The 22960-nt window shown below is 41.6% G+C and carries 15 protein-coding genes and 1 pseudogene; 2 read left to right on the forward strand and 14 right to left on the reverse strand.

Features of this window, described 5'->3' with window-relative positions; translation table 11 throughout:
• Nucleotides 1–20: 20 nt before the first annotated feature.
• From CGC64_RS02740 to CGC64_RS02805, 14 genes and pseudogenes are all read right to left on the reverse strand, one after another.
• Nucleotides 21–4037: a hybrid sensor histidine kinase/response regulator transcription factor gene (locus CGC64_RS02740; protein ID WP_005675198.1), complete on the reverse strand. Its 4017-nt coding sequence runs from the start codon at nucleotides 4035–4037 to the stop codon at nucleotides 21–23.
• A gap of 99 nt (nucleotides 4038–4136) precedes the next feature.
• Nucleotides 4137–6197, reverse strand: a complete 2061-nt coding sequence (locus CGC64_RS02745) for an acetate--CoA ligase family protein (protein ID WP_005675197.1) — start codon at nucleotides 6195–6197, stop codon at nucleotides 4137–4139.
• 386 nt (nucleotides 6198–6583) lie between these two features.
• The gene (locus CGC64_RS02750; RefSeq protein WP_005675196.1) at nucleotides 6584–6949 is read right to left on the reverse strand and encodes a hypothetical protein; all 366 of its coding nucleotides are present in this window, start codon (nucleotides 6947–6949) and stop codon (nucleotides 6584–6586) included.
• 13 nt (nucleotides 6950–6962) lie between these two features.
• Nucleotides 6963–8174: pseudogene (locus CGC64_RS02755) on the reverse strand (RHS repeat-associated core domain-containing protein); the annotation flags it as partial.
• Between the two features lie 215 nt (nucleotides 8175–8389).
• A complete protein-coding gene (locus tag CGC64_RS02760) occupies nucleotides 8390–8596 on the reverse strand; it encodes a hypothetical protein (protein ID WP_005675194.1) in 207 nt (68 codons plus the stop codon).
• Nucleotides 8597–9070: 474 nt separating this feature from the next.
• Entirely contained in the window at nucleotides 9071–12235 is a 3165-nt protein-coding gene (locus CGC64_RS02770) for an RHS repeat-associated core domain-containing protein (RefSeq protein WP_236588796.1), read from the reverse strand.
• Nucleotides 12236–12261: 26 nt separating this feature from the next.
• The gene (locus CGC64_RS02775) at nucleotides 12262–15114 is read right to left on the reverse strand and encodes an RHS repeat protein (RefSeq protein ID WP_005676609.1); all 2853 of its coding nucleotides are present in this window, start codon (nucleotides 15112–15114) and stop codon (nucleotides 12262–12264) included.
• Nucleotides 15115–15163: 49 nt separating this feature from the next.
• Nucleotides 15164–15259 carry a smalltalk protein gene (locus CGC64_RS18760; RefSeq protein ID WP_005681936.1) on the reverse strand — a complete coding sequence of 32 codons (96 nt, stop codon included), beginning with the start codon at nucleotides 15257–15259 and terminating at the stop codon, nucleotides 15164–15166.
• Between the two features lie 244 nt (nucleotides 15260–15503).
• The gene (locus CGC64_RS02780; RefSeq protein ID WP_005676612.1) at nucleotides 15504–16001 is read right to left on the reverse strand and encodes an HU family DNA-binding protein; all 498 of its coding nucleotides are present in this window, start codon (nucleotides 15999–16001) and stop codon (nucleotides 15504–15506) included.
• A 243-nt stretch (nucleotides 16002–16244) separates the two neighbouring features.
• Nucleotides 16245–16649: a hypothetical protein gene (locus CGC64_RS02785; protein ID WP_005676613.1), complete on the reverse strand. Its 405-nt coding sequence runs from the start codon at nucleotides 16647–16649 to the stop codon at nucleotides 16245–16247.
• An 80-nt stretch (nucleotides 16650–16729) separates the two neighbouring features.
• Complete coding sequence (locus CGC64_RS02790) at nucleotides 16730–16924, reverse strand: hypothetical protein (RefSeq protein ID WP_005676614.1); 195 nt, start codon at nucleotides 16922–16924, stop codon at nucleotides 16730–16732.
• Entirely contained in the window at nucleotides 16921–18195 is a 1275-nt protein-coding gene (locus CGC64_RS19285; RefSeq protein WP_005681939.1) for an RHS repeat domain-containing protein, read from the reverse strand. Before CGC64_RS19285 ends, CGC64_RS02790 begins: the two co-directional genes overlap by 4 nt.
• Nucleotides 18196–18344: 149 nt before the next feature.
• A complete protein-coding gene (locus CGC64_RS02800) occupies nucleotides 18345–19301 on the reverse strand; it encodes a DUF4373 domain-containing protein (RefSeq protein ID WP_089421546.1) in 957 nt (318 codons plus the stop codon).
• 45 nt (nucleotides 19302–19346) lie between these two features.
• Complete coding sequence (locus tag CGC64_RS02805) at nucleotides 19347–19688, reverse strand: hypothetical protein (RefSeq protein ID WP_005681941.1); 342 nt, start codon at nucleotides 19686–19688, stop codon at nucleotides 19347–19349.
• A 394-nt stretch (nucleotides 19689–20082) separates the two neighbouring features.
• On the opposite strand from CGC64_RS02805, the gene CGC64_RS02810 reads away from it, so the two are divergent.
• Nucleotides 20083–20796, forward strand: a complete 714-nt coding sequence (locus tag CGC64_RS02810; protein ID WP_005676620.1) for a LexA family transcriptional regulator — start codon at nucleotides 20083–20085, stop codon at nucleotides 20794–20796.
• Between the two features lie 122 nt (nucleotides 20797–20918).
• Complete coding sequence (gene metG / locus CGC64_RS02815) at nucleotides 20919–22958, forward strand: methionine--tRNA ligase (RefSeq protein WP_005676621.1); 2040 nt, start codon at nucleotides 20919–20921, stop codon at nucleotides 22956–22958.
• Nucleotides 22959–22960: the final 2 nt, after the last annotated feature.

A 22960-nucleotide genomic window follows, 5' to 3' on the forward strand; every position in this document is an offset into this window, starting at 1 on the left:
GTGAGAACCAAATAATAAACTTAACCGGCAAACTCCTTAGGGAGTACACCAAATTGCTTTTGAAAACATTTAGAGAAATAGGAAGGAGAATTAAAGCCTACCATATAACAAATTTCATTTACCCGCCCATTTCCCTCTTTCAATAACTGAGCAGCCCGTTTCAATCTTTCCAACCGTAGATATTCATTCGGACTTAAATCAAGTACACCTTTAATTTTCCTATAGAAATTAGAACGACTCATATTTAAAGAGTCTACTATATCATCCATACTAAAATCCGGATTATGCAAATTATTCTGAATGATTTCATTCAGCTTTTTCATAAACTCCTCATCAGCTTTTGTCAAAGCCATCGTATTAGCTGCAACAAAAGGAGATTGGGCAAAAGCTTGCCGCAACTTTTCACGACTATTGATCAGATTGGCGATGCAAGCCTGTAAATACCCAACAGAAAAAGGTTTTTCAATATATGCATCTGCCCCTAATTCCAACCCTTCTATCTTTGATTGAATATTCGTTTTAGCAGTAAGCAAAATCACCGGAATATGACTATAATCCAATTTAGACTTTATCAACTTGCACAATTCAAATCCATCCATACGAGGCATAACAACATCACTTACCACTAATGAAACCTCCTGATTATCCAATACTTTCAATGCTTCCACACCATCATTGGCAGTCACAACGACATAATTACTTTCCAACTGACGAACAATGAAAGACAACATATCCGGATTATCATCCGCTACCAACACTACCGGTTTGTCTCCCCTGCTGTCCGCTAGTTCCGTCCGCCGTTCCACCACATTCTCCTCTTCTACGGATTTATATTCCGAAGTCAGCTTTATTACACTATCCTGTTCCACAGGAAGCGACAGACAGAACACATTTGCCTCTTCACCTTCCAACATCATCAAACTTCCCTGATGTAATTCAGCTAATGAACGTGAGAGAGCTAATCCGATTCCTGTTCCTGTGGTAACTTTACCATCTTCTTTTTCATTGAAACGGACAAAAGGTTTAAAGATTTCCTCTTTCATTTCATTCGGGATGATAACGCCATCATTCACTGTACGAATATAAAACATCCTCTTTTCTCCTATCCCGTTCATTTCCAAAAACACATGTACATATGTTTCTGCATATTTCACAGCATTATTCAACAAATTACTAACAATCTTAGTAAATGCTTCCTTATTGACATGTGCATAGAAGTCCTGTTCGGCTACATTCAATACAAAGTCCAGTTCTCTCTGTCTCGCCAAAGATGTAAAACGGTTATAAGTTTCTTTCAGTACCTCAGTAACATTACACTCGGCAAAGTTCAAGCGGAATCCCTGACTCTCTGTTTTACGGAAATCCAGCAACTGGTTCGTCAAACTTAACAACCGTTCCGTATTCTGTTTCATGATATTCAAATCCTCCCGTATCTCAGGATCCACCGTCTTTTTCAGAAGAATATTCTCCAGAGGACCATTAATCAACGTCAAAGGAGTACGTATCTCATGAGCTACATTCGTAAAGAAATCTATTTTCGCATAATATATTTCACGTTCCTTCTCCTGCTCAAATTTCTCCATTTGCCGATGATGTTTTCTATTACTACGGCGTTTTAAATAAAGAATCAAATAAACGGAACATCCAATAATCAAAAGTATATAAATGCAATAAGCCCAAATTGACAGATAGAAAGGAGGTAAAATCCGGATGCTCAACGAGATTTCATTATTATTCCAAACGCCATTGTCATTTGCAGCTTTCACCCGAAATATATAATCACCATAACGCAGATTAGCATAGGTTATCAACGGACTCTCACCGATAGATAACCACTCATTATCAAACCCTTCCAATTTATACATCAGTTTATTCATTCCGGGAGCTTGATAACCAAGAGCCGAGATGCGGAAAGAAAATGAATTCTGATCAGCCCGGAGTACTATCTTATCAGAAAAAGTGATATTCTTTTCCAAAGGCGAATTAGGTTCATCTGCATACACTTCTTTATTAAACAGCAAGAAATCTGTAATCACTACTGTGGGAAGATTCTTATTCTCCGAGAAGCTTTTAGGATTAAAAGCTATAAAACCATCAATTCCACCAAAATAAATCATTCCATTTTCATCTTCAAAACTGGACCGATAGTTAAACTGATCACCCAACAGACCATTGGCAGTAGTGTATACTTTCATCGTTTCAGTTTTTGGCTGAAAATAGACAAGTCCATTGTTAGTTGTTAGCCACAGCTGTCCATCTTTATCCTCTACAATCTGATAAACAACATCGCTAGGTAGTCCGTCAGTTGAGTTATAACTAGTAAACGTCTCTGACTCCGGATGAAATAAGCAAAAACCTCCTCCCTGAGTTGTTAACCAAATCCGGTGATAGGAATCTTCAAAAATACTAGAAACCTTATTATATGAAAGACTTGTGGTATCTTTTTCATCATGCACATAGTTTTTCCATTTCCGATCGTTCACATTATAACAATAAGCACCATTAGCATAAGTTGCCAACCAGATATTACCACCGGAATCTTCCTTTATATCATATACAAACTTCCCATTCAATTCCGGTATACGGTCAAAATCGTCCGATTGCTTATTATATTTGACCAGTCCGAACATCGTTCCTAAGTAGATGTCACCTGTAGCGGTTCTACAAATTGCAAAAATACTATTATCAATCAAAGAACGGGGAGAGCTGTTCTTCTGATATGTCTTCAAAACAGTCCCTGTACGGGTATCTATAATCTTCAATCCTTTAGAGAATGTGCCAACCCAAAGTTTATCGTCCACTAAACATAACCCATGTATATTGGTAAATCCCGCACTAGGAGCAAAAAAAGAAAATTCTTTTGTATTCAAATTAAAACGGTTCAACCCGCCATCTTCCGTACCAATCCATAACACACCATAGTTATCACGACAAAATTCACGTACCCGCTTACCATGCAGACTATTTTCCTCTCCTTTCGGATAATATTTCTCAAAATGGGTATACGAGCGCGGATAATAGTTTACTCCGCCAAAATACGAACCGATCCATATACCATCTTCACGGTCTTTGCAAAAAGAATAAATTGCATTATCAGACAAAGAATAGGGATCATACTCAGAACTACGCAAGTGCGTATACTTCCCCGTACGGAGATTATAAATATAAGCTCCGCTTTCTGTACCTATCCATAACTCATTATCCGTAGCAAAAAGTAATGTCCGACAATAGATGGATTCATTATCTTCATCTTTCAACAACAAATCCCGTAATTTACCCGAAGTCAGATTCAATTCTTTCACTCCTCCTTTTAAAGAACCAATATATAAACAATTGTATGCTCCCGGGAGTATTTCGCTCACAACGTCATTATTATAAGTTTCCTCATTATCAATAGGTGATATATAAGGATGAAGAGTTTTCAACTCATCTTTCGAATAAAACAATCCGTCACCGTAGAAGCCAATCCAGATAGTACCACTATTATCAACCGTCAGGCATTTCACATTGGTAGAGACCAATGGATGATCGGTCAGAATATAGTTTCTCAAGGTTTGCTTTTTCAAATCATAACAAAACAAGTTTTGCGCCTCTGCAGCTATCCATACCCTTCCCTGACTGTCTCCTGAAATCATAGCAACGGCTCGTTCCACCCTTGTGTTTTTGTCACTCTGTTCTACAAAATGACGAAAAGTATCTTTCTCCGGATAATAGATATAGACTCCCACATCAGTCCCTACCCAGATATTACCTTCGATATCTTCATAAAGAGAAGTCACAAAATTATTGCCCAGACTTCTCGGATTGTTTCTATCGTACTTAAAATGCCGGAAAGATACCCCATCATATCGATCTAATCCATCTTTCGTACCAAACCACATAAAACCTTTCGAGTCCTGCAAGATAGCACTGACTGTGTTTTGTGACAACCCATTCTGGCTACTAAGATTCTTAAAATAATAATGTTCATTAACCGTTTGTGCACGGCTAAGAATTCCAATTATTAAAGAAATAAACGTTATTATAATTTTTTTCATATATTCGGTTTATAACACTTCTTTTATTCAACTTACCAAATGTAGGTGAAATAACAATCGAAAAATAGAAGATACGTCCCAATGAATGAAAAAATAGTCTTATTTCTCTATTTTAATACGTGCATCTACGGCCACAACAGCCTTTTCCGTTGCGAGAAGCGGATTGATATCCATTTCTTTGATTTCCGTTGCAAACCGGAGCAAGGTAGACAAACGGACAATAATTTCAGCAAATTTATCCTCGTTTACTCCCTTCTGGCCTCGCGTTCCCTGGATGATTTTATAGGCGCGCAATGAGTGAATCATCGAATAAGCCTCCTCATAAGAAAGCGGAGCCAAACCGGAAGATACATCTTTGAGCACTTCCACAAAAATACCCCCTAAACCGCAAAGCACTACATGGCCGAACTTCTCCTCATATTTCGCACCAATGAACAGTTCTGTCCCTTTCAGCATAGGCTGCACCATTATCGACCTGGCATCAGGGATCTGCATCATCCGGTCAAATTCCAGCGCCAAGTGTTGCTCGCTTTTAATATTCAGCACCACTCCGCCGACATCCGATTTATGCACCGGACCGACAACCTTAGCCACTACGGGGAATCCACATCGGCGGGCGAAGGCTACGATCTCTTCCTTATTATCCGAAACAAATTCGTCTACCAACGGGATACCTGCCGCATGGAGCAATGCCTGTACATAATGAGGCTCGATATATCCGTCTTCCGGAATCGAATCAATAATACGACGAATCCTCGGGACATCCACTCCAAACAATTCTATTTCAGGAACAGCCGGTTTAGGAGCATTAACGATACGCGAAAGGGCCGTCCCGAGTGTTACTTCATCGGCAAAGTTCACGTGCCCTTTAGCAAGAAACGCTGCAACTTCAGCTCCGGCAGTATTGATAGAAGGAAGAATCGGGAAAATCGGTTTCTTGCAAGTTTGCATCTTTTCGTGAAGCACATCATACATTTCAAACATAGTAACCAATCCCGGAGTTCCGAAGATAGCCATCATGGCATCTATGTTTTCAAGCTTTTCTTCACAGTAATCAATGCAGAGACGCAAATGCTCTGGTGTCCCGGTAGCCAGAATATCTATCGGATTTCCAACGGCAGCACCGGGAAAAAGTTGAGCTTTCAGTTCTTCCGCCAATTCGCCTTCGAGCTTCGGTACGTTCAAACCGCCTTTACTCAACGCATCTGTCAACATTACCCCCGGTCCTCCGGCATGAGTGATAATGGCAAAATTCTTTCCTTTCAATTCGGGTAAAGTAAATACACAACCTACGGTCGTCAGTTCCTCACGAGAGAAACAACGCACAATTCCTGCTTTACGGAACAACGCCTCTACCGCTGAGTCGGAACTTGCAATCGCTCCCGTATGAGAAGATGCCGCACGGCTTCCGCTCTCCGAACTTCCGGCCTTGATAGCAGCAATCTTACATCCTTTTCTTATCAAAGAGGAAGCATGAAACAATAATCTGTCCGGGTTCTGAATACTTTCAATATAAAGCAATTTCAGATGTGAATCTTTCTCGGGATCAAAGTTCTCGTCCATAAATTGCAAGACATCTTCTACACCGATCTGTTTGGCATTACCTACCGACCAGACAGAATTAAATTGCAATCCTTTCGTCACCGCACTTTCCAGAATAAACACCGCTGTTGCACCGGAACTGGAGATTAGATCAACTCCTTTCAGGTTCAGGTTAGGGATAGGTTGGCTGAACACGCTATGATGCCAGGTATTCATCAAACCGATACAATTAGGTCCAATCAGCGAAGCGCCGTATTTATTCACAGTTTCCAGGATACGTTCTTCCAATAGCGCCCCTTCATGCGTTTCCTCTCCAAATCCGGCAGAGAGTATGATAAATGCCCGAGTTTGTTTTGTACCAGCCAATGTTTCCACAATATCGGGACACAGTGCGGCAGGCACAGCCAATACTGCCAAATCCGTATCAGGAAGATCTTTCACATCTGCAAAGGCGGGAACTCCTTGTACTTCCTTCTCCTTCGGGTTTACCGCCCGAAGTTCTCCCTGATAACCTCCGTTTATCAAGTTCTTTAATATTGCGCCACCCGGCTTATGTACATTATTCGAAGCCCCTACTACAACAATACTTTCAGGGCGAAGCAACTGGGTTGTTATCATATCATACGCTGGTTTTCATTTAACTTAGGTACAAATATATTCTTTCTTATGAGAAAAAAGAAAGAAAAAGGGGAGAATTGCATATAGAAATAGGCTATGGAGAAGAAAAAAAATAAAATATCAGTTAGATTATACTAGCTTTTTGAAATATAAAAGGGCATCTTACTATTTGTACTAACCCGCCCTTCTCTAGAGATTCACACAGTAATTGTTAGGATTTAACAAATGATATCTCTCAGACTCCGGATCTACTACATACCAACATCCAATAGCTGCATCATACAAAATAATCTTGCTCTAATATGCTGATTTAGTTTAGACAACTTATATATCAGAGCAAGACTGTTTTATTAACTTTATATTACGATAAGACAGATAACATAAAATTATAATGGTATTTGTTTATAAAATTTCGAAACTAATAATATGTCATTAGTTGCAAAATCAAAATCAATCCAAATAGTTTTCTGAAAAAAATAAAAGAATCTATGCTGCACTTGGATATTATTACATTTCGCAGAAACCTTGTAAAAGCCGACCCTCATTTTCTTCTTTTCCAACAGCATTGGAATCTCATAAGCTTTTAAAAAGCCATTATATAATACCTTATCATCCACCGAAATAGTAACATTAATTTCTTTGCTATTTTCATAAGAGTTACCTACAAATATTAACGCAGTTCTGGATGTAAAACACACACAACACACACATAATATTATTCCTATCGTTATTATTATTTTTTTTCCTTTCATAATTTCATCTATATTATCGCCATTTAAGACCTAAATTATATATATCGACAACAAGATTATTATTTAGATTATTTTGTTGCTGCAACATGATAACTCTTTGGTTGCTATTGCTGTTGTGAACAACTCCTCCCTGCTTCATTATATTAAATGGATTCTGCGAATGTGATAATCCAATTGCATGCCCAAACTCATGAGTAGCTGTAAAAGTTTTATTATAAGACAAATTATTCGACAACCAATTATTATTAGCAAAATCGCTTGAAGCCAAAGTCATAACCTTTCCACCTAACATACTTGTTGCTCCACGCGCTCCTTTACTATCGCTATCTGCTAATACAAATAAATGATCAGAGTTTTCGACATCTTTCATAGAAGTTGCAACTTTAAGATCCATATCAACCTTTAAATTGTAAGTTTTATTATCGCTCCATTCAAATTTTCCTTCATAAGTACTTTTTATATCAGAAACTATATCTTTGGCAGCTCTAGCCATATTTATATTATCACTTGAATTATTAAATATCTTTGCAGTTACATGCATAGTGACAATATCACCATTCCGAGTATACCAAATACTATCTCCATTCACATCAATATTATTCACCGGATTATTTGCACCATATTGATAAGGTGATAAAGAAACATACTTCTCTGAAAATCTATCAGTTTTCATAAATCTCCCTAATGCAGCATCATACATCCTCGCTCCATAATCATACCAGTCCAACCCACCTTTACTATCCAGCTCCTTGCCATTATACTTATAAGGCTGGACGCTCTGCCGGGAACTTGTTGACATCAATCCGCCGAAAGCATAATAATCGTTCACTTCCTCCGCGTTGCCATGTTCAGCAACAACCACACGATTATTACCCTGATGATCTTTCAAATAATAATGATACTTACCGTCAGTAAGGGACACATAACCGACTTCCGTCAATAGAATCTGAGGTACTCCATTTTCATAGACCACATTGCCGCAGTAATCCGTTGTAACACTGTCTCCTTCCAGAAAGTGCACGGTACGGAGTTTCCTACCCGCAGCATCATAAAGATAAGATATACTGTTACCATTCGCAAACATTACACGACTAGGCAAATTTAAACAATTATACTGAATAGCAGTTATATTTTTGTTTAAATCTTTAGTCAGGTTGCCGTTTTCATCATATTCATATTCGGTTGACAAGTCAACACCGTCCTTGAACTCGAAGCCGTTATTAAAGCAGGCGTAGTTGAATGGTCTCTCACCTTTTAATTAGTTGTCATTACAGGTCAAAACTTCATATTCAATAAACATAACTATATCCTTCCATTGTATTATTTTCATCTAACTTAAAAAACAAATATACTTTTTCCCATAAGAGTTATGAATAAAATACCCTGATACAAATTGATAGTCAATCAACTTGTACCAGGGTAAAAATAATCCTATTAGAGTCAAATTTCCTCCACTGCAACCAAAACTAATTTTCCTTCCAGCTCTTTCCTTTTAGTAAGTACTAAAATAGCTGGTAAAAATTCCCATATTTCATCTTCAATATCATATATATCAGATCCTTCCAATTTATAGATATTGCTACTAAATTTTGATGAAGGAACTGATTGATACGCAACAGAACCTTCATTTATTAATTTCACATACATCTTTTACATAAAATAATAAATGTCTAATCTACCATGAGAAACATATCCTCCAACTTACAAAAGTTCTCTTTTTACATTATCAACAGCAGAATCCTCCTGTTACAGGAACTACCCATCCGGTAGTTCCATTGTCCTTATTTGGCATATTAACTGCTTTATATTGTATTTTTAACTAAGGAGTCATTAGTATTCAAAATAATAGCCTATACATCAGAATAAAGTACTTTCCTTAAAAACATAAATAAGTACAAGTATTATTAATACTATTTCTACGATCCAAACACTTTTTTGTTTAAACCAGATAATAAAAAAACGGTCTATCAAAAGTAATAAACACATCATCAATATAAATCCAATAATGAAAAAAAGACTAAATGGTGTCCATGCTTCAGAACGCATATCAATTATAAATATTATTATTGATATAGGAAATAACAATAATACAGGAGTCCATTTTATTCTTTTCATAATATATTATCTATAAATCATTTTACCTTGTGGATTATTTTTTATAATTGCTCTAAATGAAACACTAGGAATAACGGGTCTAGAGGTAGAAATAGTAGCAATAAAAGATGATTCTCCTAAATAATGGCTACTTGGAATCCTATGCCTAGTACTCTTTTGAGTAAAAGTTATTATACCGGCTGCTTCCAAAGATTTTTGTACCACTGTGGAGCAATTATTTCCTAAAAAATCATATGACTCATTCTTACTAATACTTATAAAGGTATCCCTTATAATATCATCTTGCTCTTTCGATGTCGGAATCATATAGCCTTCAGAAAAACCATACGTATTTATAGACATATCATCAGAAGCACCATAGGAATTATATGGACTATTTAAAAATTCTTGAGGACTATCAAATTCTCCCACTGCTATGTCGTTAAATTTTCGCCCTCCAGAAAACTCACCAGAGACATAAACATTATCTCCATTCACTGAAAAATATTGCCATTCACCTGCATCATTTTGAATCAAAATAGCCATATGTTGTTTCCTTATATAACCATAATTTAAAACTGTAATACTATCTCCATTCACATCAATATTATTCACCGGATTATTTGCGCCATATTGATAAGGTGATAAAGAAACATACTTCTCTGAAAATCTATCAGTTTTCATAAATCTCCCTAATGCAGCATCATACATCCTCGCTCCATAATCATACCAGTCCAACCCACCTTTACGATCCAACTCCTTGCCATTATACTTATAAGGCTGAGCATCTCCGGTAGAAGAAAACACACCTCCAAACGGATAATAATGATTCACTTCCTCAACCGTTCCCTCCTCATCTACAACCACACGATTATTACCCTGATGATCTTTCAAATAATAATGATACTTACCGTCAGTAAGGGACACATAACCGACTTCTGTCAATAGAATCTGAGGTACTCCATTTTCATAGACCACATTGCCGCAGTAATCCGTTGTAACACTGTCTCCTTCCAGAACGTGCACGGTACGGAGTTTCCTGCCCGCAGCATCATAAAGATAAGATATACTGTCACCATTCGCAAACATTACACGACTAGGCAAATTTAAACAATTATACTGAATAGCAGTTATATTTTTGTTTAAATCTTTAGTCAGGTTGCCGTTTTCATCATATTCATATTCTGTGGGCAAATCAATGCCGTCCTTGAACTCGAAGCCGTTATTGAAGGCAGGGGTGGTTGAACGGTCTGTCACCTTCTTTAACCGGTTACCGGCATAACTCAAAGAAAGATCATCAATCACATCATAACCCGTCGCTGAAGTCTGCCCGTAGCGCTTCAGACCCAAGATATTACCCATTTTATCATAGCCCGTCACCTGCTCATTAAAACGGTTGGTATTTACAGAAAAGCTCGGCCCTTCACCATATTCCGCATCAGTCAGGCGACCCAGACGGTCATAACTGAATTTATAACCGCGGGGAGTGGCCCCGGCTCCACTTTTCCAAGTCATACTGCTGATATTACCATTATAACAAGGGACTCCCAAACCGTCGGTATAATGCAAAGACTGGCTAAACTTACCGCCTTCAATACCGGTCAGCCAGTTACGGATATTGTAGGCATAGTCTGTTGCATAAATACCGTTATCCAGTTTGTCTGTCTGCAATCGGCCCAACTCGTCATAAGCGTGTTCCAAAAGCAAGACGGAAGGATTGTTATCGTATTGGTGGCTCACTCGTGTCAGGCGTGACGAATGGTCATAAGTATAGGTATAACGTTCCGTCAATGAATACCCGGAACTATCCGTATGGGTGTGAAGGACGGACAGAGGACGTCCTTGAAAGGAGTACTCAGTGGCGTATGTATCCATGCCTCCATTGACACGGCTTGACAGGCTTTTCACTATCCGCTTATTGATGTCATAATAGTCCGCAGAATAAATGAATCCCGAAGAGCCATGCGTACAAAGTATGCTACCCGTAAGATTACCGGTCGCACTCACAGTTCCTTCCGGAAAATTATATGCAGAAAAGCCGTTTCGTGTTCTAAAATCATACGTATCATAGTAGTTCACCACATATACACAAGGATCAACCAGATCAAAAGAGCTCTGATAACCACTGTACGCCAGGCCGGTGTCGCCTTCCATAAGAGTACCTAAAACAACTGTCTCACCGGCAGTCCGAACATGTTTATCGCTGTTGCTACATTCGCCCTCCACAACGACACGCCCATAGACATCATAAACAAAGAATGACCAAAGAGAATCATTACGCTGACAGCCATCCTGAGAGAAAACCAAACGGTGTGCCGCGTCATAAACCAGGTAAGAAGGGGCGCAACCGGGAAGCTTCTTATAAACAAGACGATCCAGATAGTCATAACGATATATGTAAGCATAAAGATCCAGATCCGGATGATCCTGGTAACCCGGAGGAAGCACAAACACCAGATTGCCATACTCATCGTAGACAAAATAAGTATCAAAAAATGTATCACCATCCAGAATGCGTGAAAGGACCAACTGATTTTCACTATTATAAAATTCCCAATGCATGTTGCCATCTTCGTCCTCGCTGCGTATGCCGCGAAGGCTACCGTCTGCATAGGGACTATCGCTCTCTACCAGCTCGCCGCCGTCGGATACCAGATAACGCTTGCAACGTTGGACGGGTATACTCTCAAGATTACAGCTATATTTTTTGGATACGGCTTTACCGGTCCATTCATCACCAACACCAAACTCTTTTAACAGTAAACTACGGTGGGAAGCCTCATACGCGAAACGTGAACAGACGTTGCTGTGCCCGTAATACTCCTGTGCCGACTTTAATATTTGCTTATAGTTCCCGGAAGCCCCTTCCGACAACACAGGAACCGGAAGAGTACGGGACTGTAAATTTCCCAATGAGTTATACTCATAACTTTCAGTCAGGTCTTTGCCCTGCGGGGTTATTCCGACGTGTATCTTCTGAGAAACACCGCCAAAACCATCCCCATAGGACACATCAGTCAGGGAGCGCACACCGTTCGTTTTCAACAGCGAGGCTGCTCCCGTATATTTGTCAAGCGGAGTTACCGTAAGTATGCCATAACGGTCACTCATGTTCACAGTCTTCCTCTGAGCGCAAAGAAGACCGGAGCTTGCACTTATCAATACAAGAACAATGATTCTTTTTATATTCATAATTTTTCCTTTTAACAGTTTCTTATTCATTTCTTATACTCATTATACTCCAGCACAGCGCCGTCCTTATCACGGATTTCCGTCAGTCTCCCGAAGCCGTCATAGCTGTATGTAGTTACATTCCCGTTAGGTTCATTCATATAGACAACTCCCCGTTGCGGAGCATATCTATAAACGGTCACCCGGCAAGGGGCGGGGAAAGCATTACGCAACGGAAGCAATACATTTTCAAGGGCACTGCCGTCAAGGTTTTGAAGAGACTCCACACTCACGCGCAGCCCGGAAACGACTTCCTGATATGACGCCCCTTCCACAATAGCCACCGGACGACTGTAGTTGTATCCCCAGAGCAATGCGACCACAGGAGCATCCGCACGGCGGATCTCACAAACATTGCCATAAGCATCGTGTACAGGATAAGATTCACTCATTGAAAAGAGCCCCTCATGCTTCCAGACGCTCACCTCGTCCAGCAAGGCCGAACCGGAGCCGGGATCCAGAGTATAGTCGAAACTGGTAAAGGAATCATCCATATAGCCTTCAGGACCTTCCACAGATTCTCCTATATGGGCAGGTCTCAATATATCATTGGCAGCCGTCATCGCCCTTCCAACGGCATCATTAACATGATATGGATAAGTATAATCACATTTCTTTTTCTTTCCATCGCTATACTTATAAATCTCCCTCACCGGAAGCCCGGATCGTATATCCCAGTCCGTAGAGCCATAAGTCCGGACAACCGTATCACTGACCAACTTACCAGCATAATAATCCGTATTCACAGTGAGCTGGTTTTCCACACGCGTATTCCCCCTGCCAATGCTATACCTGTACTCACGATAATAAAGGTCATCGTCCGTTTCCACACCGGACTGTTCTGCAACAACCAGATTGGCACGCCGCACTTCACGTCCCGCCACCACAGGAGTATTATTGTTCAAAGATATTTCAGTATATGTATGCTCCTCATCATGCACAGGCTGCTCCGTATCTACATCATAATCCGTTCTCCTGACCAGTTTGCCCTTCTTATAATGGGACACCTCATCATGCACCATACCATTTATTATACTTGGAAAATAGAAATTCGTATTGTATTCATAGTCTTCACGAGATACCGTTTTTCCATAATCATCTTTCTCCACAACACTCACATTAGGATATAGGACAGAGACTCCCGCTGCAGCACCGGCATCGGCCACCGGCAGGGATGAATACAAACGATAACGCATGCTGGTACGAGAGTAGGTACGCAAATAAAGTTTCTCCATCTCATCGACAAAAGTCACTTGAGGAGCATAACCTGTCGGAATACCGTCTTTCTCATACAAGAAACGACGTTCATTCTTCAGCGTACCTTCCACATCACGGCATTGGATAGAATAAATTCGCAAACCACCGGCATAAGATGAAATTGCATTCCCATATTCATCTGTATCGGGATATGTATTGAGCTCATACACTAATTCCTCTCTTGCACCTGTCGGATATTTAATAGACTGCAACGAATAAACCTGGGCGAATAAAATGTCCGGTGTACGGTCCGCACCTCCAATATAAGCATAACATACACCCCGGTCGCCATCGTAAGGCATTCCAAACTCCACCAATTGTCTTTCTACAAGATCGGTATTACCGGTCCGTCCGTTATAATATCCGAATTTATCCACTGCTTTGGTCTGCGTCGGTGAATAGTCATCCACGTAGTCATTATATGACATTGTATAACTACGGCTTTGATTATTGACCAGTTCTGTAAAATTGACCTCAGTAAGCAGGCTGCGTCCCATGAACCGCAGTTGCTTATAATTCAATGTGACACGTTGGATTTCCGCCCCATTTTCATAAATATGCACGGTTTTCAGAAGAGAAGAGGAATAATCAAAAACGACTTTTCCATTAGCGTACGTGATTTCTTTGGGATATTTTGCATCAACCGAATTGTAAGGCCGGTTATCATACTGGCCAACGTTTTCGACCGTAAAATCGGCCCAAAGAGAATCATTATGCAAAGCATACCCGTTCATCCGGAAAAACTTCAGTTTTCCATCCACTCCCTGCCAATATCCGTTACGGTAACTTTCACCCATATCCTCCACTGCATAATAGTCATAACTATCTGCATAAGTGAGCTTCTGTGTGACATACGAAAAAGAAAGCCTGTCCTGTTTCAGACTGGTGACATCCGTTAGTTTCCAGCCTGTAATCTTTCCCGTATTAGAGTATTCGGCTTCCTTAAAACGGTAAATATTACCGGAACCGTCCGTCACCTGAAATCCCGAACGTATGTCTGACGTTTCCACCTTATCAGAAGTCAACGGTAAATAAACCGGTATATGCGAGCCGCTTTCCGAGGATTTCTCAGGACGCCGGAACACGAAATTCCCCTGAGCATCAAATGTACTATAAAAAAACACATCCGGTTGTTCGTGCGCCATACCTTCGGTCATCTTATGCATATAAGAAGTGTCCCAACTGCCAAAGTCCGGGTTATAGATCAAATACCCTTCTTCATCAGGATTTCCTTGAATACTCCGGGTTACGGTGGGACCGAAATCCACGTTCCAGCCCAAGCCTGCCACGCCGTTTCCCGCACTGACCTTGATGCCTCCGCTGTCATATTGCAATCGTAAAGGCAGCGTGAAATCTCTTGTACGTATCTCATATATCGGGATACTAAGTTCAACTTTGCCTGTATTATAATTAACAGGACACATAATATGCTTCATCAACTCCTCCGATACCGGAGACACAGGAACATAATTATATTTGTATTTTCCTTCCGTATCAGCCAAAGCCGGCGAGGTGCCCTGGCTATATACGCTGCCCACACAAGTGAGCAGCGCAATTATTAAAATAATAGTCTTATTATTCATTTTAGATAACAGTCATCTGGTTTTTATAAAAAAATATTAATCCCTCTCATTACAGATTCATCGCATTAGCGCCCAAAACGCCTGCCAAAGCCGAAGCCACTGCGATAACCACCTTCAGGATCATATCCCATACTGATTTCTTCATTGCCATAATTTACCTCCTTTCCGTGTCTTTAAATACTTGTGTTACTCTGTGTTCTTTCAGCCCGTCTTCATGACAGATACCTATCGGGGAGAGTGTACAATCCTCCCTCGTGGCGCTGCAATGCACCACGAACAAATTGACAGTTCGCATAATCAGTGAATAATTTACAGTTCAGTTAAGCACCTGCCGTTCAGCAGAATACTTCGTTTAGTTTAGTCGTTTGAATCTGTGTTGTGCCGGAGAATCACACTGACGGATCCGGTGTCACCCCACCGCCGGAACCGCCGCCTTCGGGCTTGCCACCCTCTCCTTCACCGGAAGCAGAGGTATCGGCACGGTCGAAACGGACACACCGGGCGCCTGTCACTAGCGAACGGGTGGCCATAGTGCCATCCAAATGACGGGTGGAACAGGGAAGAAAGCGAACTGTCAGTGAAGCTTGGGCGGCAGACACGTCGTCCACAGTTTTCACACCTTTACCGTTCGACTTCATCACCAGACGGAAAGTTCCGAAACCGTCAAGCGTCACACTCTCCGAGGATTGAAGATGCTGGCTGACTACCGTCACCAGGTTGTCCAGCGTGTTCTTCACATCACCCGGGGAAAGGGAGGAATAAGCCGCTATCTCTTTAGAGATCTGTGAAGTACTTACATTACCTGTGCGCAACACACGGGGATAGAATAGTTGTTCTCCGTTTTTGTCTTTCAGAACGGACTGAAATGGACCATACAATACTGGCATAATCAAATTTGTTTTTGTGTTAATAAATTTAGTTTAGTCTTGTCTATAAGCTTATCGACACTACAAAGATACAATAGTTACATTTCATATACAAGCGATTTTCAATATGTGTCTTAACTAAATTCTTAACCACCAGTAATGCATTGAATAACAATAAGAAATCGGAGGAATAATTATAAGTCTAAAACAAAAAAATCCGGTATGCATCAAAACAAAAAGTTGATTCATACCGGAAGTCATAATCTAAAGGAATATTTCACAAAACATAAGAAGGATAAAATAAAATAACCATCCGAGAAGTGTCCACTTACAAAGCCCTTTACCACATGTTTGATAACCAAACAATATAAGAGCCAACCCTATAATAAGCAACAATGGAAAAGGGAAAAGAAAGGCTATCGCTTTTACCCACGCAGATAAAGGAAGACGCTGCTTCTCGACCTCTTTCTCCTTTTCCACTTCGATAAGTTTTTCCACCTCTTTCGTATAGTCCTGATACATGGACGGAGTGATATTCCGCCGCTTCAGTTCCTCCTCTGCTGCGATTACAGCTTCAGGCTGATAATCAGCACGCTCCGAAGCCACTATTCGAACTAACGCCATATCAACCTTTTCCGACATTACGACAGAGAATTTGTTTGTTTCCATATTTTCTAGTATTAAACTATTAACATACAACCAATAAAAAACATAATAAACTGCATATCAAAGATATAACAAATGAAAAATTAACCGCCACGACACTCACCTAAAAAAACCGGCCCTATAAGAAATATTGCAAAAATTATTCCCACATTTCTTTTTGTAGAATCTTCTATTTTCGCACATTCTTTAAAAAGATTGGTTTTACATCCTTTTATCAACCAGCCGATAAAAACCGCCAGCCACATAATCAAAGTACCAAAATAATCTATACCTCTCATTTGTTGTCTCTATTCTTATTAATATATATTATACCATCTATTCCATCATTCAAATTCTCAAAAGTTTTCGGATTACGAATCCTTTCATCAAATTTTCTCATTTCCACATCGTAAACTACACGCCTACTCCTTGGGGGAATATGCCGATTGGCATATTTAAACTTATACCATGAACCGGGATGCAATTGTTTCAACAAGTGAACGGCGGGCAATCTTTGAGTGGCCACATCAATGAATCCGCCGGCTCTTTCATCGGGCGTCGCATAAGTTCCTGCCCAAGAACGTCCCGTCAACCATACTTTCGGAGAATTGATAGATGAATAAGCTGACGATACCATATATTTGGCAACTCCGTCGGCAAAATTTGCTGCCGATTCATTCAGGGTAAGCTCCAAATTACTAACAAAATCTGTTACCGGACCTACATTCTCATAACTTCCACTCCTCTGCCATTGCCAAAATTCAGATTCGGAAAGATGCACTTTTCGATCACCATAATCAATATATTCCTGCCGCCCCATAAACGTATTATGAAACCAATTATTATGTGTAGTTTCCTTATAAGTACCATCAGGATTATAGAGCACTTTCATCAGACCATTCGGATCAACATAGTTAACCGGATTATTTCCACAATATCCATAAGGGTTCTCTGAATAATAGTCTTCGCACAGAGGATCCACTCCATTCCACCTTCCCAACACCGGATCATACCGCCGCGCACCATAATCATACCAGTTCACCCCGCACGCTGTCTCCAGTTCTTTTCCGTTATACTTATACGGCTGGACGCTCTGCCGGGAACTTGTCGACATCAATCCGCCGAAAGCATAATAATCGTTCACTTCCTCCGCATTACCATGTTCATCCGCAACGACACGCACATTGCCCTGATGATCTTTGATGAAATAATGATAGCTCGTATCCGACAAAGCTATATACCCAACATCGGTCATCAACCGCACCGGAACCCCGTTTTCATAGATCACATTCCCGCAATAATCCGTCGTCAGCGTATCTCCGTCAGCAACCCACACCGTACGCAGCTTACTACCGTCAGCACTGTAAACATGAGAAATGTTGTCGCCATTTTTAAAGACTATCCGGCTAGGCAAATTTAAAGAATTATATTGAATATCAACAATATTCTTATTTAAATCTTTTGTCAGATTCCCGTTTGCGTCATAAGCATAGGCAGACTCCTGCGCAAACATATTCACTCCGGCGGAGAACAATAAACCCGCCAATATCATTTTCCGTAATAAATACATAATCCAATCCGTTTTTGTGTTAATTAATCGAGTTTAGTCTTGTCTGTAAGCTTATCGACAACACAAAGATAAGACAGTTACATTTCATATACAAGTGATTTTCAATATGTGTCTTAAGCAAATTCTCAACCAATATAAATAATTGAATATCAATAATTATCAATTTCCAACCTCCTATTTACAACACTTAAAAGATAACGTCCGGGAAGTTTTATCTTGCCCCCGCTGCCACGCAACGTAGCAATCCCCTGCCAGATTGCACCGCCGATAGCCCCGAAATTACTTTTCAGGATAATTGCATACTGTTCTGAAGGCGGGATACCGTAGCTACGGAGATTATCGAGCAGCCCCGCATAGTTGCGTGATGTCCCGTCAGCCGGCGGAAGAAGGCCGTCGATAGTCTCCTGCGTCCACTTTTTCCGTTTCCCGGAACAGGGAGCATCCCGCCCGTAGGAACTTCCGGAAGAAATCTCCTCCTTCCCAATCTTCTTCCCCTCCGCCTTCTCCCCTGCCGTTTCCAGGGGAGAATTGAAGTGGGGTTGTTCTTTGCTTTGCTGTGCTACGCTATGCTGTGCTGTGCTATGTGTACCTGATGTTACATTTTCAGGGATAAATGTTACATTATCACCCCTCGTAATGCCTTCTCCATGCCCCTGTTTTTCACTTTTCACAGCCGGCGTTCCTTTTGCATCATCCTTATTATCAGCCGGTTCATCATCTGCAAGCAGGCAATACCCGACTTCCAGATGTGAAATGCTGCGGCGACGGGTACTGAAAAGATACTGCCGTTGTATTTCGACGGAAGTCAGGATGCAGCTACGCTCAAAAAGAACCGCGTCGAACAGTCCGTATTCCACCGCCAGACGGACGATACGTTCCACGTCATCAGCGCTCTTCTCGTACAGACCCGCCGAGAGGTCTTCGTAAAACAAACGGTCCGCACGGACATAATACCCCTCGCCCGCATAGATATACGACAGGATTTCCACCAGAATGCCAAGCGCGGAGTCACCCTCACGCTTCATCAGGCGGCGGACGGCACGGTCGTGAATAAAATCCGTATTCAGCGGGAAATAATCCAATCCCTTTTTCTTTATTCTTGCCATAATAATTCTGTTTTTTGATAAATACTCAATATAAAAAACCCGCTTTTACAGCAAGGCTTCTTCCTGCATTCCCGCCTTTTTGCGTTCCATGCTAAGCCTCACTACCTCAAGGGCGTGCAGAATAAGCCGGAGACGTGTTTCCCGGTCCTCAGTCTGTGTTATGACCGGATAGGAAACTCGTCCACCGGACAAAGAGCAATGGGGAAGTTTCTTACCACTGCCGTATTGCCTTCGGCTCAGAGATTTGCGACACTCCTTGCAATATTTATCCGGAGACTGCGTTTTTTTGTTCATATAGAAGGACTCCAACGGAAGCTCACGTTTACAACTCTTGCAAATACTGCTGGATGTAGATTGTTTTGTCGATAAAGATAATGTTGTTTTCATAATGATAATTTTGATTTAAATTCTGAGAAAAAAGTTGTTTATTTGCCGGAGATGTATGTCCGACATGGTGGACATATATGCTTACCATGGTGAATCTATATATTCATCACAGTGTATATATATAGCTACCGGAGCAGTGATACAAAGGGGATGCAAGGCCGGGGGACGAACTTTTCTGCAACCTTTCGGAAACTTTTCTGCGTTTTTCATGGCTATTCTGTTTTTAATTTATATTTTTGAAACATATTTGTAATTTCACCGCTACAAAGATAAATAAGTTTTCATAAAGAAAACATACGGTTTTAGAAATTAATTCTTAAAAAACAGATAACGGATTATTAATGAGCAACTAATACGTTTATGATTTTTTACATCAAAATTAAATGCTAACAAAATGGATACAAATCTGGATGTACCCGGCATCATCAAACGTGCCAAGCAGGCATTAAACCTGAAGAGGGACAGCGAACTGGCTGAATTCCTGGGAGTTTCAAGAGCGACAGTCACCAACTGGGCTGCACGGAACAGTATAGATTTCCGCCTGCTGCTCGACAAATTAGGAAATACGGTAGACTACAACTGGCTATTGTTGGGAAAAGGCAACCCGAAACACCAGTCGAGATTTTGCGAAAGCGAACTGGCACAAGGGGAGGTGCAGATAATTCACAATCCCAAAACTGCCGAACCGGTTGACGACCGCAGCGTGACACTATACGACATCACGGCGGCGGCAAACCTGAAGACGCTGTTCACCAACAAGCACCAGTATGCCTTGGGGAAAATACGGATTCCGAACATATCCGCCTGCGACGGGGCGGTCTACGTCAACGGGGACAGTATGTACCCCATACTGAAATCGGGGGACATCATCGGATATAAGGAGATAAACAGCTTCGAGAGCGTTATTTACGGGGAAATATACCTGGTTTCGTTCATGATCGACGGAGACGAGTATCTGGCGGTGAAGTATGCCAACCGGTCCGAAAAGGAAGGATGCATCAAACTGGTGAGCTACAACACCCACCATGAGCCAATGGATATACCGTTTGCGGCGATCAATGCAATGGCAATAGTGAAGTTCTCTATACGCAGGCATATGATGATGTAAGTTTTCGTCAGGATGAAAAAGTATTTTAAGTGAAATAATCTGTGTTAATCCATGTAATCCATGGTGAAAAGTCATTATCTTTGCACATTGCAAAGCAGAAAACAATAAAATCACGCTATATAATGGAAAAGAAATTCAAAAGAACCACCGTCACATCGGCCCTGCCGTATGCGAACGGACCTGTCCACATCGGTCATTTGGCCGGTGTATACGTACCGGCAGATATCTATGTGCGCTATCTGCGGTTAAAGAAAGAAGATGTATTATTTATCGGCGGTTCGGACGAACACGGAGTGCCTATCACGATCCGCGCCAAAAAAGAAGGAATCACTCCGCAGGATGTGGTAGACCGTTACCATACGCTGATAAAGAAATCATTCGAAGAATTCGGCATCTCCTTCGATGTGTATAGCCGTACCACTTCACCGACGCACCACCAACTGGCTTCGGATTTCTTCAAAACATTATACAACAAGGGCGAGTTTATCGAAAAAACATCCGAACAATATTACGACGAGGAAGCAAAAACATTCCTTGCCGACCGTTATATCACCGGCGAATGTCCTCACTGCCACTCGGAAGGTGCCTATGGCGACCAATGCGAAAAGTGCGGTACTTCACTCTCACCGACAGACCTTATCAACCCGAAAAGCGCCATTAGCGGCAGCAAACCGGTGATGAAAGAAACCAAACACTGGTATCTCCCCCTCGACAAGCACGAAGGCTGGCTGCGCAAATGGATTCTGGAAGACCATAAAGAATGGCGCCCGAACGTGTACGGACAATGCAAAAGCTGGCTCGACATGGGGTTGCAACCACGCGCCGTAAGCCGTGACCTCGACTGGGGTATCCCTGTGCCCGTGGAAGGCGCAGAAGGAAAAGTGCTCTACGTTTGGTTCGACGCGCCTATCGGCTACATCTCCAACACGAAAGAACTTCTTCCGGACAGCTGGGAGACATGGTGGAAAGATCCCGAAACCCGTTTGATCCATTTTATCGGAAAAGACAATATCGTGTTCCACTGCATCGTATTCCCTGCCATGCTGAAAGCAGAAGGCAGCTATATCCTGCCGGACAACGTGCCCAGCAACGAATTCCTGAACCTCGAAGGAGACAAAATCTCCACTTCCCGCAACTGGGCTGTATGGTTGCACGAATATCTGGCCGATTTCCCCGGTAAACAGGACGTACTCCGCTATGTGTTGACTGCCAATGCACCGGAAACAAAAGACAACGACTTCACCTGGAAAGACTTTCAGGCCCGTAATAACAACGAACTGGTAGCCGTATACGGCAATTTTGTGAACCGTGCAATGGTGCTGACTCAGAAATACTTCGACGGATGCGTACCCGCACAAGGCGAGCTGACCGACTACGACAAAGAAACGCTGAAAGAATTTGCAGACGTAAAAGCCGAAGTAGAAAAGCTGCTCGACGTATTCAAATTCCGCGACGCACAGAAAGAAGCCATGAACCTGGCACGTATCGGAAACAAATACCTGGCCGACACCGAACCGTGGAAACTGGCGAAAACTGACATGGAACGTGTGGGAACAATCCTGAACATCTCCCTGCAACTGGTTGCCAATCTGGCGATCGCTTTTGACCCGTTCCTGCCGTTCAGCTCGGAAAAACTCCGCAAGATGTTGAACATGGACACCTTCGAATGGTCCGAACTAGGAAAAGACAACCTGCTCCCCGTCGGTCACCAGTTGAACAAGCCGGAACTGCTGTTCGAAAAGATCGAAGATGCCACAATAGAAGCACAGGTACAGAAGTTGCTTGACACGAAGAAAGCAAACGAAGAAGCCAGTTATAAGGCGAATCCGATTCGGGCAAACATCGAATTTGACGACTTCACGAAGTTGGATATCCGCGTAGGAACGATCCTCGAATGCCAGAAAGTACCGAAGGCAGACAAGTTGCTGCAATTCAAGATTGACGACGGTCTGGAAACGCGTACGATCGTGTCGGGCATTGCCAAGCATTACAAACCTGAAGAATTGGTAGGCAAACAAGTTTGTTTCATCGCCAACCTTGCCCCCCGCAAACTGAAAGGTATCGTCAGCGAAGGCATGATTCTGAGTGCCGAGAACAACGACGGCAGCCTGGCAGTCATTATGCCGGAACGGGAAGTGAAGCCGGGTAGTGAAGTGAAATAATG

This window comes from Bacteroides caccae (assembly GCF_002222615.2).
GTDB lineage: Bacteria > Bacteroidota > Bacteroidia > Bacteroidales > Bacteroidaceae > Bacteroides > Bacteroides caccae.